Here is a 14,364-nt window from a genome sequence, read left to right as displayed (position 1 = left end):
CACATACAGCATCATATTCAGCTAGATAACAAAATAGAGTTAGCGCTTTGCCCTAAGTTATGATTAAGAGTATACTATTACAAATATTAACAGTTAATTAGAGGTAAGCATGGCAGATTCTTTAAACAAATGCAAAGCAAACGAAACTCCAGCATGTTGTTGTGTGGATGTTGGTACAATAATTGATAATGAAGACTGTAGCGCTGAATATGAACACATCTTTGCGACAGAATCAGAAGCTCAAGCTAAGTTAGCATCTTTAACTCAAGCTGCAAATGATGTCGCAACAGAGCCGTGTGAAATTAATAGCAATATTGATAAAATAAGCGATGGCTTTAAATTATCAGCAAAATTTACCTTTTGTTGTGGTGCAGAATGCATGATTTTCCAATTAAAATTACGTTAATTGAATATTGATGAAAGTTTGTATTATGAGACATGGTGAAGCAGGGTTTTCTGCTTCATCGGATTCCAGTAGAACATTAACAAATTATGGCATTAATCAGTCAAATCAAGCTGGCAAATGGCTTAAACAGCAAAATTTTCAATTTGAAATTGGTTTGGTTAGCCCTTATTTGCGAGCTCAACAAACATTAACAGAATTATCATCACACGTTAGTGTTGCAAAAGTTGAAATTAATCAATTTTTAGTGCCTGGTGGTAGCCCATCTCATATTGCTGACGTATTAGCAATATTGTTAAATGATGGGGTTGAAAATGTGATTATTGTATCTCATTTGCCATTGGTGGGATATTTAGTTAATGAACTATGTCCGCAAGTTGCTCCTCCTATGTTTTCTACTGCCGCAATAGCTTGTATTAGTTTATTACCAAACTCTGCAGGAAATCTTGAATGGTATCATCAAGCGGAGTAAAAAAACTTAATCTTTTTGATTTACCTCTAACTGGTCGAACTTTAATTGAAGCATCGGCTGGAACTGGTAAAACTTATTCTCTTGCCTTTATTTACTTAAGATTATTATTGGGCATTGGTCAAAATAGTTACCCAAGGCCTTTAAATGTTAACGAAATTCTGGTTGTGACTTTTACCAAAGCGGCAACTCAAGAACTTCGATCGAGGATAAGGCAAAATATTCAAGAACTGCGAATAGGCCTATTACAAGGACATCATAAAGATCCTATTTATCAACAACTCATTGAATTAATTGATGATAGAAAATTTGCAGTACAGCAACTTACTATTGCTCAACAGTCAATGGATGATGCGGCTATTTATACTATACATAGTTTTTGCCAACGAATACTAACTAGCCATGCATTTGAATCGGGTGTTTTATTTGAGCAAAAGCTAATTTCTGATGAATATGAATTAAAATTAAGAGTAACCCAAGATTTTTGGCGTCACTATTTTACACCACTTGATAAACCACTTGCTTATTTAGTGCTTGCTACATGGCAAGATCCAACGGCATTGCTAAAAGACATCACCCCTTATTTAGGGTTAGATTTCAACAATGCTGGCAAGGTAAACCTAGATATAAGTACAACAATAAAGTTTTTTTACCAACAAAGTTATGAAAAAATTGAAAATATTAAAAAATCTTGGTTAACTTTGTCTGAAAAATTAGTTGAAATCATTATACAATCAGGTGTCAGCAAACAATCATATAGTAGTCGAAATCTACCCAATTGGGTAATTAAAGTATCGGCATGGGCTAACAGCGAAACTCGAACGTTTGAATTACCTAACGAACTTGAAAAATTTAAGCAATCAGTTTTAATCGAAAAGACGAAAGAAGGAAAAAGTGTTCCATATCATCCGTTTTTTGAACAAATTGACGATCTATATAAACAACCTTTTGATCTACGAAGCCAAATCTTAATGGATATCGTCAGTGTAATTCAAAAAGGGCTCTATAACGAAAAAATCAAAAATGGCGAGATGAGCTTTGACGATCTTATTTGGCAACTAAATCGTGCACTAAAAGCAAAAGCAGGAGATCGATTGGCGCAAAGTATAGCCTCAAAATATTGTGTTGCTTTAATTGATGAGTTCCAGGATACCGATCCTGCTCAGTATCAAATTTTTGATCGTATTTATGACAGGAAAAAGTTAGATCGAGGTCTATTATTTATTGGTGATCCAAAACAAGCAATTTACAGCTTTCGAGGTGCAGATATATTCACTTACTTAAAAGCTAAACAATCGACAGGGGAAAATTCTTTTACCATGGATGTAAACCATCGTTCATCTGCTTCGATGGTCAAAGCTGTTAACCAATTATTTTCTAATTGCGATAATCCATTTATATTTAATGATATTCCTTTTTTACCCATGGAAGCGGCAAAACGGAATCAGCAAAAGTCTTTGCAAGTTAACAACCAAGAAGTATCGGCATTATCTGCTTACTTACTGCCTGATGATATTGCAACTAATTCAGATTATCAAGAACACATGGCTAGTTGTTGTGCTACTCAAATAGTGACTTTACTGTCTAATTCGTCAATGTTAATTGATAGCGAAAACGAACAACGTCCAGTGACTACAGCTGACATTGCAATCTTAGTGCGTAATGGGCGTGAAGCCGAAGTTATCCAACAAAAATTGACTCATTGCGGTGTTAAAAGTGTCTACTTGTCAAACAATAGTAGTGTGTTTTCTTCAAATGAAGCAAAAGATGTATTGAGCCTATTGCAAGCTGTTTTAATGCCAGAAAACGAAACAATGCTCAAGCTAGCATTAATGACATCGCTATTAGGTCAAACCATGACAGACCTTGAACAAATCACTGACGATCAAGATAAATGGGAAAGTTTGATCGAAGAATTCAAACAATATCAAGCAATTTGGCAATATTATGGTGTATTGGTTATGTTACGCCGAATGATGAAAAAACGGCATCTAGCTGAAAACATCTTAGCTCGCCAAGATGGTGAACGAACATTAACTAACTTAATGCATTTAGGTGAATTACTTCAAGAAACATCAAATGAGTTAGATGGTCCACACGCCTTAATTCGGTGGTTGACAAAACAAATTGTTAACCCAGATCCAAATTTAGAAAATCATCAGCAACGCCTTGAAAGTGATGAAAACCTTGTCAAGATTATTACTATTCATAAATCAAAGGGATTAGAGTTTCCGATTGTTTGGTTACCATTTATTTCAATATATCGTGCATCCGATAGCCAATTTTATCATGATAAAAATAATGACTATCAGCCAACTTATGCATGGTTACAGTCTGATGAGATTAAAGAGCAGATAGAAAAAGAGCGACTTGCTGAAGATTTGCGGCTATTATATGTTGCAATGACTCGCTCGGTTTATCATTGTAGTATTGGACTTGCTTCATTGAAAAAAAGCCAATCGGCTATTAATCATTTATTAAAAAGTGAATTAAGATCAATTGCCAATATAGCTAATTTAATTGATATCCAATTACCAATAGAGAGCGAACAGTATATTCCGCCAATTTTGCCAAATCAATCATTATCGGCTAACGTATTTTCGCGTAATATCTCAGACAGTTGGCGGGTCACAAGTTATACTGAATTACAAAAGCATAATCATAATGTATTGGCTTATAAGCCTGATCTTATTAATGACTGGGACGAATCCCCATACGAATCCGATAAAGTACAATCAAACGACACACAATATGATATCCACCATTTTCCTAAAGGAGCATATGTCGGTACATTAATGCACAGCATTATGGAAGATATCACATCAGATAATCTTGTTGAATTATGTAATCAGATGGTAAAAAAGCTCAATTTAGAAACAGAGTGGAATAGCGTAGTAACAAATTGGATGCAACAGATATTGACTACAAAACTGCATGATCCAAATTTAATATTATCGCAAGTGTTAATGGGGCAACATATTAACGAATTGCAATTCTATCTCCCTATACGCAAAACAGTCACTAGTCAGCAATTAGATAGTTTGTGTAAACAATATGATCATTTATCAAGATTATGTCCCGAATTAGATTTTGAGTCGGTACAAGGTATGCTAAGAGGCTTTATCGATTTAGTCTTCAAATTTGAAGGGAAATATTATGTGGTTGATTATAAATCTAATTGGTTAGGTGAATGTGTTGATGCTTATAGCCAAGAAGCACTTGAAAAAGTGATGTGCGATCATCGCTATGACCTACAATATCAACTTTACTGTTTAGCATTGCATCGTTTTTTAAAAGGACGTTTGTCTAATTACCAATACCAAACGCATTTTGGAGGGGTATACTATCTCTTTTTACGAGGAATGCCCGAGCAAGGCATTTTTTATCACCTACCTCAGCAAGAATTTATCGAAGAACTTGATAAGCTGTTTGATGGTGAAATGTTAAATGGAATATAACAATTATTAAGAAATAACCATATCGAAAAATACAATTGAATAAAAATAAGGCACCCAAAACGGTGCCATATTTTTAGATGGCTTATTTAACATTTAAACATAAGCTGATAGCTATAGTGTTTATCTGTCAGTAAGAATTCATGATGTACATTTGGTGTCCAAGAATCATCTCTACCAATTCCCATATGATAAGCATCAATACTTATATAAGCGCATGACCTAGGTTCTAATAAATGACGATGAGTTTTTTCTATTAATTGCTCTGTCCCATATTGATTAACGTTAAATTTAAACTGATGTCCAGTTATGATCATCTCATTAAGTTGCAATCTTTTAACCTCGCAACGCAATCCATTTTCACATGGATAAATAAAGTTCTGCAAAAGGTAACGACCAATCACCAAAAATAGCTGATGTTTTTCGATCAGGATAATTTTCATGAGGTCCTAAGCCAAGCCATTTTACTTTTTTAGGAATCTGTTTCATTTGATAACATAAACCGATTAATACTGTATATAAAATGATAATTTTTAATGTGATATCTATCACAATATTAGTGTTTAGTTTTTGAATAGTCGCTTTTATTGGTTATATTTAAACTACCTAGTAAAAGGTATTGGATTGTTACCGATTTATAGCGGGCAAAACCTAAAAAATAGTTATGACTATTTTTTAGGTTTTTTTTTGTCTGAAATTTAAAAGATTTTTAATTATTTTTTAATAATAAGTTTAAGGGGGGGAAAAGAAATGAAATTTTCAAAAAAAATAGTATATAAAATCAAACCAAAACGAGTTGTTTTAATGACTATGCTAGGTTTGTGTTATTTACCCAATGCGATGGCAGCGACTCAAGATGAGCTAGAAGCAAGAATTGCGTTATTAGAGCAAAAGTTATTAGTTCTTAGTCAAGAGTCTAATGATTTGAAAAAGCAAGTGATTGATTCTAATAAGCAACTTGCTAAATTAAATAATAATCTTCAAAAACAACAAATTATTATAAATAATCAGAAAAAAGCGCTTAAAAATAGTCAAAATGTAGCAATTACAAAGCAACAGCCTCCAGTTAATCCTGTACAAGCAAATAATAATCAAATTTTACTAGTTAGTACACCAAAAACCGATACTATGCAAGACAGCAATCATCCAGAAAAGACTTCATTTACTTTAGCTGAATTTAAAGATTATATTAAAGAAGAAATAGGATTTTCTTATAATGGTTACTTCCGTGGTGGTTGGTCAACTTCAAGCAATGGTAAACCTAAAAATTATGCTGAAGGTGCATTAGGTCGATTTGGTAATGAATATGGTGGTTGGTATGATCTTATCTTTAAGCAAAAAGTCTATGATCAAGATGGAAGGCGAGTTGATGCAATTGTTATGATTGATGGAAACGTGGCAACAAATAAAGCTGCGGGTTTATTTAATACGCAAGATGACAATATTATGCAATTTTCAGATATATATTTAGAAACAAAAGGATTTGTGCCACGTTTCCCTGATGCGAAATTATGGGTGGGTAAACATTCTTTGCCTTATAATGAAATACAAATGCTTGATTGGAAAACACAAAAAACGCCAGCAGGTGGAGGTATTGGTATTGAAAATCTTAAAGTCGGTGTCGGTGCTCTTGATTTATCATTAGTTAGAGCAGATGTAAATGTGAAAAATAAAAAAGAAATAATTAGTACTGATGATAGTAAAGTAAATAAAATTGACCAATACAAAAAGGAAGAAGTTGATTTAAACGAACTAGAAATTCGCTATCGTGATATCCCATTATGGCAAAATGCAACGCTTGGTTTAAATGCTCGTTATTCAGCACCAAATAAATCTAAAATTCAAAATAGTATATCTGTTAAAAATGCTTGGCTTGGTAGCCTTGTTTTGCGTCAAAATGAATTTTTTGGCGGATTTAATCAGTTTACATTACAGACAGCAACCAATTCTGTTGCATCACAGTTGGCTAACATTAATACTAATAACCCAGAGTTTGCCAGTAATTCGGATAATGACTATATAGGTACACATACTGGTGGTAAAGCTTATCGTTTTGTATCGGAAGGTGAAACTTATTTAAGCGATAATATCATTGTTGCCCATGCTTTGGCTTTAACTTCAGGAAATGATGTTTATTCTTATGATCTTAATCTTCCACATACCGATTTTACAAGTTTTAAATCAGCAATAAGACCAGCTTATATCTGGGATACTTATAATCAAAGCGGTGTTGAACTAGGTTACTTTCGTCAGAAAGACAAAGTTAAAAGTAAAACTTATGTCGAAGAAGGATATAAAACAACACTTTACCATTCATTTAAAGTCGGAAAAAGTATTTTATCTTCACGACCTGATATTCGTTTTTATGTTTCTTATATAGAAGCACTACAAAATGATATTAGTAAATTTGATTTTAATGGTAAAGATCATCAAATTAGTTTTGGTGTACAAACAGAAGTTTGGTTCTAAGTGATATAAAATAAGACTTATCATCTGAACTATATTATAGATGTAAAATATATGGTTCAGATGAAAAATGGATACTTTGTTGATGTATAACTACTTTATTTTTAACTATTAATAAAAGCTACTGAATAACGCTTAGTTAAGGTTGGTATATAGACGTTAATCAAATTTGTTGGAATACTTTCTCCTTTCGCAAGCTTTAGTGCTAATTCAGCAGCTTGTTCAGCCATTGTCTGTAAAGGATAACGAATGGTAGTTAATTTAGGATGTAAATAACGTGATAAAACAAGATCATCAAAACCAATAATCGAAATATCGTTTGGAATTTTAATATCATTATCATAAAGCACAGACATTGCACCGGCAGCCATTGAATCGTTATAACAAGCAATTGCGGTGATATGGCAGTTGCGTTCAAGTAATGACATCATTGCTTGTTCGCCACCTATTTCATTAGGTAAACCAATCGCAATAAGGTTTTCATTAACATCAATACCATGTTCTAACAATGCGTCTTTATATCCTTGTAAACGATCAGATGAGTCAGAAATATTATGATTTGAACATAAATAACCAATTCTAGTATGCCCATGTTGAATTAAATGTTTGACTGCAAGATAAGAGCCGTAACGGTCATCAAGAGCAATACAGCGTTTTTCAAATCCTTTTACGATACGATTAATTAGAACCATACCGGGTACTTGTTGCATCAATTTTTCTAGATCGCTATCAGAGAGCATTTTGGCATGTACAACTAACGACGAACAGCGATGTTCAATTAATTGAGTAATTGCATTATATTCTTGTTGCTCATTATGATAGCCATTACCGATCAACAAAAAATGACCTGTTCGTGAGGCAACTTTTTCAACGGTACTAACCATGGCACCAAAAAATGGATCCGATACATCAGCTACAACAATACCAATAGTATTCGAATTTTGTTGTGACAAAGCGCGTGCATTAGCATCAGGATAGTAGTTTAATTTTTGCATAGCTTCTTTTACGGTATCTCTTGTATTATCTCGAACGTTATTTGCGTTATTAATTACGCGAGATACAGTTGCAACTGAAACTTTAGCTAAACGCGCAACATCTTTTATTGTCGCCATAAAAAACCTTTTAATTAATTACTATCCATAAAATATCGATAATTATAATATTTAATGCTTATCAATATAGAGTTCTGTAGATTAACAATAATATAAGACAAAAAGTACTGAAAGTGAAAGGGTTATCTTTTTTACTGTCTTGAAGTTAATTTATTTGCAATACTCTTGATATATGACTGAATTAACTTGTCATAATAAGGTAAAATAAAAACTTTGCCAATGAAATCATTGGCGAATTAAAAACTAGAATTGTTCATTAAAAATTAAATATTAAGGGGACATCGATTAGCAAATCCCCTGATAGTGGCTAACTAATTAATTTAAAAGTATTAATAACATTATTTAGTAGTTACTTTTATTAATATAGCTGTTGCTGGATCAAGTACTGGTAAAGGTAAACCGACATTCATTAACCAATCACCAGATAACGTTGTTGTGTCCTTCATCCATTGAGGTAATTCTTTCATAACATGACCATTTATTTTAGGATCGATATTATCAGGCATATCTAGCACTTCAATTTGGTATTGTTTATCGGCCAACAAGCCTGTCAATCGTAAATTACCGCTTAACGCGTAAGTTGGTAATGTTAGTTGAGCGATAATAAACACAGCTTCTTTTTGGTCTTGGCTAACAACACCATAACTTTGCATAGCTGGGTTATCATCAACATCTAATCTTACAGAGTTACCGCTATGTAACAAAGGACGGAGTTGTTTATGTAAATTAATATAATATGCAAAACCTTTCTGTTCTTGCTCAGATACTTTTACTGGATCAAGCTCAACTCCCATATGACCAAACAAAGCAGTTAGACCGCGTAAATTCATATGTAGCTCACGGAATGTAGTATGACATAATGCGCCACCAATATGAGCACCCATTACTTCAGGAGGGAAGAAATAACTCATTCCACGTTGAATTATTTGTCTATCTAATGCATCGTTAGAATCTGAAGTCCAAAAACGTTGTGTACGCTTTAAAATCTCATAATCAATTCGACCTCCACCTGATGAACAAGATTCTATTTCAACGGTAGGGAATTTTTCTTGCAAAATATCAAGCAATCGGTAAAGCGCTTTAGTTTGACCAACAATAGCAGGATTACCTTCATGACCAGGTTGAACAATTTCACGATTCATATCCCATTTTATATAATCAACGTCATAACTACTGAGTAACCAAGTTAGTCTTTCAAGTAGATATTCAAAAACAGCTGGGTTTTGTAAATCAAGTAAATACTGATGGCGACCTTCTGGTTGTTGATAACCTGGTAGTTCAAGTAACCAATCTGGATGGGCACGATAAAGATCTGAGTTTTTATTAATCATTTCTGGCTCAACCCAAATACCAAACTCCATACCAAGATCTTTAACATGTTTAATAACCGGTTCTAAACCATTGGGATATTTTCGCTCATCTAAATACCAATCACCTAATCCTTGGTAATCATCATCACGTTTACCAAACCAACCGTCATCAATGATAAAGCGTTCAACACCAATTTGAGCCGCCTTAGTCGCCATTTTCATAATGTAATCAGGATTATGGTCAAAAAAGATACCTTCCCACGTATTAAGATGAACAGGACGAGCTTTATTTTTGGCGAATTTAATAATATTACTGCGTAGAAACTGGTGGAAATGTTGACTCATTTTATTTAAGCCTTCATCGCTATAGGTAGCATATAACCAAGGCGTACTTAAAGATTCACCTTTAGCTAGTGATATTTCTCCTGCATAATACAGAGCTTCTGCTTGAATAAAACGTTTACCGTTACTTTTAACTGCAACTTGAATGCGATGATTACCACTCCATCCCAAGTGGATTCCCCAAACTTCGCCAGTTTGTTCTTTAAAACCTTCGGTACCAACCATCATCCCAGGAAAATATTCGTGTGATGTTCGTCCTCGTCGATTTTCTTGTAAATAACCACAATGTGATATTTTAGTTCGATGAGGGAAAAACTCTTTAATCCAACGACCACTAAAAGCCATTAATTCTTGTGCCCGTTCAGGAATAGGTAACGTAATAGAAAAACGATTAACTTGATATGGTTCATCACCTAAATTGGTTAAAGTATTTTGACACTGCAATACACCATTTTTATCTAAAATAAAAAGGCTGGTTAAACGAAGTTTAGCAATATTATCTTCACTAATAATGGTAATGTTATTGTCAGTTTTATTAACCTCTTTAGTTGTAAAAACGGGAGACCAATCTTTACCATTTCGGTGTCCTTCAAGTCCAGGTGTGCTAAAATTACCTAAACCTTCTTCTGGGCATAGAGTAAATGGAACGTTGACATCAATACGGGAATTAGGGACAGCAGGATAAAGCATGTCAATCATTTCAGGTTGAAAATTTTGTAACCGTTTACCAAAATAACACAATTCGGCATACGGTTCAGTGCGAAAAAGGATATCTATATTGTTGTTGCTAAGACGATAATTCATAATGGCTCCAAATTTGTAATATTTCACTTATATAAAATAATAGCTATTTATATAAAATAATATTTTTAATTTCATATTTTGTGATTAAGATCTCATTAAAAATGTAAACGATTTCATTATTAAAGGTCATATTTATTTTAGTTTTTAAAACTATTTATTATAAAATGAATATGCGACTTGCTATTATTTTATGTTATCATGAAACTATTTATAGATGCTTATTGGAAATATATGAAAAAACAGAATATTATTGTACTACTTTCGTTTTTTGCGATTTCTTTTAATGGTTACGCTATAGACAAATATGTGACTGATAATGTCGATATTTATTTGCGTAGAGGTCCTGGTTCGCAATATGCGTTTTCTAATGCAGTTAAAGCTGGAGAAAAAGTTGTTGAGCTTGAAAAAAGCGCAGATGGCAAATTTACTCGCATTCAACTTAATAATGGTAGCACCGCTTGGATTGAAACAAGCAAACTAAATGAACAACCTAGTTATAAAGAACGCTTTCCAGCGCTAGAAGCAAAACTAGCAGAATATCAAGATAAAGTTGATAATGCTGAGGTAAATCAACAAAAATTGTTAAGTGACTATATCCAAAAGTTGCAGACGGCTGAAAAATCTATAGAAACACTTCAAAATAAAAATGAAGCACTAGAACAACAAGTTAAGGAGCAAAATTCACGAATTGAATCAATGCTAAATCAAGTTGATGATAAACGCCGTGACCTTATTGTAACTTGGTTTACCTATGGTGGTCTTGTTGCTGGAGGCGGTCTTATTTTAGGGCTTATATTACCAAGAATTATACCAAGCCGACGCAAAAAAGATCGTTGGATGAGATAAATGAGTAAAATCTATCTTGTAGGAGGGAGTGTGCGCGATAAATTGTTGCACCAACCTGTTGCTGATCATGACTGGGTTGTTGTTGGCGCTACGCCAGACGAGCTTTTAGCATTAGGTTATCAACAAGTCGGTAAAGACTTTCCAGTTTTTTTACACCCTCATACGAAAGAAGAATATACGTTGGCTCGCACTGAGCGTAAATCCGGTAGAGGTTATACTGGATTTATCTGTGATTTTGGTAAAGAGATTACATTAGAACAAGATCTGATTCGCCGTGATTTAACCATTAACGCCATTGCAATGGACGAAGATGGCAATATAATTGATCCATATCATGGCGTTGATGACATCAAACATAAAATCTTACGCCATGTATCGCCAGCCTTCCGAGAAGATCCTCTACGTATTTTGCGCGTAGCTCGTTTTGCAGCTCGTTTTCATCAATTTGGTTTTACTGTAGCTCCTCAAACTCTAGATCTAATGAAACAAATGGTATTAGCCGGTGAGGTTAGTTACTTAACACCAGAACGTGTGTGGAAAGAAACTGAAAAAGCATTGTCGACATCAAATCCACAGATCTATTTTCAAGTACTAGAACAATGTGGAGCGTTTCCATTATTATTTTCATCATTAGACTTAACAAACAATATTAGTGATGCACTAAAAAAATCTGCTATATTAACTGATGATTTAACAATCCGTTTTGCTGTACTGTGTGCACAGTTACCTAATAAATTAGCGGTCGAAGCATTATGTGCAAAAATTAAAGTACCTAACAACTATACTAAAGTTGCCGTCATGGTTCAGCAGAATCGAAATAATCTTGAACAAGTGCAAATCCTGACAGCTGAACAAATTATTTCTTTGCTAAATAGCATTGATGTATGGCGCAACCCTTCGCACCTTGACCAATTAATTATTGCAAGCCAAGCTTTTAGTAAAACAATATCGTTCGCACAAGCAAATTATATAAAAGAAGCTTATAAAATCGCCAATGGCGTCAGTGTGCAGCTAATTATTTCTGACGGTTATACAGGAAAACAAATTCATTTTGAGTTACAAAAAAGGCGAATCGAAGCGTTATTAAACTGGATTTGATTGCATCTTAATCAATCGTCATTTTTTTTCAAAATATCTTAAAAAAATAGTTGACGATTTGGCGTAACCCTAGCATAATGCGCCTCGCAGTGTTGGTTACGACGTTGCGAATGAATGGCTACGTAGCTCAGCTGGTTAGAGCACATCACTCATAATGATGGGGTCACAGGTTCGAATCCCGTCGTAGCCACCATTAAGATTAGGTAGTACTTTTACCGAAAGTGTTCAGTGCGGGTGTGGCGAAATTGGTAGACGCACCAGATTTAGGTTCTGGCGCCGCAAGGCGTGTGAGTTCAAGTCTCTCCACCCGCACCATTTAATCTTAATATCTATCCTTTATTGGGGTATAGCCAAGCGGTAAGGCAGCGGGTTTTGATCCCGCCACGCCCAGGTTCGAATCCTGGTACCCCAGCCATTCCAATATGCATAATTTTGGTATTTCATTCTTGATTTATATCAATGTTTGATGTGTTAATTATTAACTATTTTCATGTGAGCATAATGGAATTGGTAGATGTGCTAGATTCAAGGTCTATCTTGGAAATATGTGCGAGTTCAAATCTCACTGCTCGTATCAAAAGTGATTTTCACTTTCTATAGTGGGGTATAGCCAAGCGGTAAGGCAGCGGGTTTTGATCCCGCCACGCCCAGGTTCGAATCCTGGTACCCCAGCCAATAAAATAAAATAATTAATTATGATCTAAAACTATTTGAAGATATCTCTTATTATTAGCTTGACGGTGGTAGAATAATAGTTCATCTTATAAATAGTTCAGTTCTGTGTTTTCCTACATGTAATGAGTACTAAAGTAAATTTAAACTGTAATAGACTTCACTTAATCTGATATTCGAGTTGTTTTATCACACAAAAGGAGAGTCAGAAATGAATTAAACAGATACCGTATTATGTAAAGCTCAGGGGAATTTTTAATTACCTCAGCATTATTGTGCTGGTTTCAGGGTATAGTATAAGTACTACTCCTGAAATAAATAAAAGCTGGAAAAAGTATCATCCCCTTCCCAGCATGGCTTCAGATATCTTTTAATAATTCTTTAATATTATAGTCACCAAATGGAAATACACGAGGTAGAAATTCGGCTTCTTTTCCCGATATAGGGATTTCATTTTCCCAAATATCTACCTTTTTACACCATGGTTCTTCTATATAGGTGAAATATACACCATCCATATCGGTAGGCACATAGTTTTTTTGATGCCCGATTATTCTCCAGTCACTACCTTTTTCTATTTTCCTATCAAATAATGAGCAGCTGTCTAATATCACTGGTTCAATTGTAACTATTCCCTAAAATAGTACAGCAAAAAATGCTAGTTATGCACCAGACTGTTTAAGGAATGGTCGACTTTCTGCGTCGTATGATCCAATTGTAAATGCCCCAAACTTAGTACACAACTCACGTAGAAAATTAAGCTGCTTGTTTTAGTGTTTTATACTCAATCGGTGTCATGTTATTTAATGCCTCATGCGGTCTTTCGGTGTTATAAATCGTTAGCCATTCTTCGGTTATTTTCCTTGCTTGTGCTAAGTTGTTAAAAAGATATAAATCGAGTACTTCAGTACGATAGGTACGATTAAATCGTTCAATATAGCCATTTTGATAAGGGCTACCAGGCTGGATATAATCAATGGTTATATTATGTGATTTAGCCCAGTTTATAAAGGTTTTTCCTGTAAATTCTGGCCCATTATCGACCCGTATTTTTAATGGATATCCATGATATTCAGCCAGTTTATCTAAGTAACGGGTAATCCTTCCTGCTGGTAAACTTACTGCAATATCAATCCCTAGCGCCTCACGATTAAAGTCATCGATAACATTGAATGTCCTAAAGCGACGTTGATTACGGCTACTATCACTCATAAAATCCATTGACCAACATTCACCTTGTTTATTAGGCACCAATAGCTTTTCCGGGCATCGTGGAGGAATGCGTTTTTTTCGTTTTACTCTGAGATTAAGCTTTAATTCACAATACACCCGATAAACACGCTTATGGTTCCATTGATAGCCGAGCTTTCTGATACGATTAAAGCAT

At 34.3% G+C, this 14,364-nt stretch carries 10 protein-coding genes, 5 tRNA genes and 1 pseudogene; 11 read left to right on the top strand and 5 right to left on the bottom strand.

Annotation, left to right across the window (positions count from 1 at the left end):
• Nucleotides 1–109 precede the first annotated feature (109 nt).
• Genes A9G44_RS06755 through recB form a run of 3 tightly spaced genes read left to right on the top strand, consistent with a single transcriptional unit; the run spans nucleotide 110 to nucleotide 4,330 of the window.
• Nucleotides 110–406 (top strand): YfcZ/YiiS family protein, encoded by a 297-nt coding sequence (locus A9G44_RS06755; protein ID WP_034909671.1) that lies wholly within the window; start codon nucleotides 110–112, stop codon nucleotides 404–406.
• A 10-nt stretch (nucleotides 407–416) separates the two neighbouring features.
• The gene (gene sixA, locus A9G44_RS06750) at nucleotides 417–875 is read left to right on the top strand and encodes a phosphohistidine phosphatase SixA (RefSeq protein ID WP_065609970.1); all 459 of its coding nucleotides are present in this window, start codon (nucleotides 417–419) and stop codon (nucleotides 873–875) included.
• Entirely contained in the window at nucleotides 854–4,330 is a 3,477-nt protein-coding gene (recB, locus tag A9G44_RS06745) for an exodeoxyribonuclease V subunit beta (RefSeq protein WP_065609968.1), read from the top strand. The genes sixA and recB overlap by 22 nt, the downstream gene beginning before the upstream one ends.
• An 86-nt stretch (nucleotides 4,331–4,416) precedes the next feature.
• Here the strand turns inward: recB and A9G44_RS06740 are convergent.
• Nucleotides 4,417–4,816 (bottom strand): annotated as a pseudogene (locus A9G44_RS06740) (hypothetical protein).
• Nucleotides 4,817–5,077: 261 nt separating this feature from the next.
• Between A9G44_RS06740 and A9G44_RS06730 the strand changes: the two are divergent.
• Complete coding sequence (locus A9G44_RS06730) at nucleotides 5,078–6,796, top strand: carbohydrate porin (RefSeq protein ID WP_218837550.1); 1,719 nt, start codon at nucleotides 5,078–5,080, stop codon at nucleotides 6,794–6,796.
• A 101-nt stretch (nucleotides 6,797–6,897) separates the two neighbouring features.
• Here the strand turns inward: A9G44_RS06730 and A9G44_RS06725 are convergent, their stop codons facing one another.
• Nucleotides 6,898–7,905 (bottom strand): substrate-binding domain-containing protein, encoded by a 1,008-nt coding sequence (locus A9G44_RS06725; protein ID WP_065609962.1) that lies wholly within the window; start codon nucleotides 7,903–7,905, stop codon nucleotides 6,898–6,900.
• A 338-nt stretch (nucleotides 7,906–8,243) separates the two neighbouring features.
• Complete coding sequence (locus A9G44_RS06720; protein WP_065609961.1) at nucleotides 8,244–10,361, bottom strand: alpha-galactosidase; 2,118 nt, start codon at nucleotides 10,359–10,361, stop codon at nucleotides 8,244–8,246.
• 231 nt (nucleotides 10,362–10,592) lie between these two features.
• On the opposite strand from A9G44_RS06720, the gene A9G44_RS06715 reads away from it, so the two are divergent.
• The 7 genes from A9G44_RS06715 (at nucleotide 10,593) to A9G44_RS06690 (ending at nucleotide 12,980) form a co-directional block, all read left to right on the top strand.
• Entirely contained in the window at nucleotides 10,593–11,207 is a 615-nt protein-coding gene (locus tag A9G44_RS06715) for a TIGR04211 family SH3 domain-containing protein (protein ID WP_065609959.1), read from the top strand.
• The gene (locus tag A9G44_RS06710; RefSeq protein ID WP_065609957.1) at nucleotides 11,208–12,305 is read left to right on the top strand and encodes a CCA tRNA nucleotidyltransferase; all 1,098 of its coding nucleotides are present in this window, start codon (nucleotides 11,208–11,210) and stop codon (nucleotides 12,303–12,305) included.
• 116 nt (nucleotides 12,306–12,421) lie between these two features.
• Nucleotides 12,422–12,498, top strand: a tRNA-Met gene (locus A9G44_RS06705).
• Nucleotides 12,499–12,535: 37 nt separating this feature from the next.
• Nucleotides 12,536–12,620, top strand: a tRNA-Leu gene (locus A9G44_RS06700).
• Nucleotides 12,621–12,645: 25 nt separating this feature from the next.
• Nucleotides 12,646–12,720, top strand: a tRNA-Gln gene (locus A9G44_RS06695).
• A gap of 77 nt (nucleotides 12,721–12,797) precedes the next feature.
• Nucleotides 12,798–12,879 (top strand) — tRNA-Leu (locus tag A9G44_RS13505).
• A 26-nt stretch (nucleotides 12,880–12,905) separates the two neighbouring features.
• Nucleotides 12,906–12,980: transfer RNA gene (locus tag A9G44_RS06690), tRNA-Gln, on the top strand.
• Between the two features lie 356 nt (nucleotides 12,981–13,336).
• Here A9G44_RS06690 and A9G44_RS06685 read toward each other — a convergent pair.
• Nucleotides 13,337–13,591, bottom strand: a complete 255-nt coding sequence (locus tag A9G44_RS06685; protein WP_065609955.1) for a hypothetical protein — start codon at nucleotides 13,589–13,591, stop codon at nucleotides 13,337–13,339.
• Nucleotides 13,592–13,733: 142 nt separating this feature from the next.
• On the bottom strand, nucleotides 13,734–14,364 hold a 631-nt coding region (locus A9G44_RS06680; protein WP_143426333.1), incomplete at its 5' end, for an IS3 family transposase.

It is taken from the genome of Gilliamella sp. Occ4-3 (genome assembly GCF_001690675.1).
GTDB lineage: Bacteria > Pseudomonadota > Gammaproteobacteria > Enterobacterales > Orbaceae > Gilliamella > Gilliamella bombi.
Note: the sequence above shows the minus strand (reverse complement) of the source record. Positions and strands in the feature narration are given on the sequence as shown.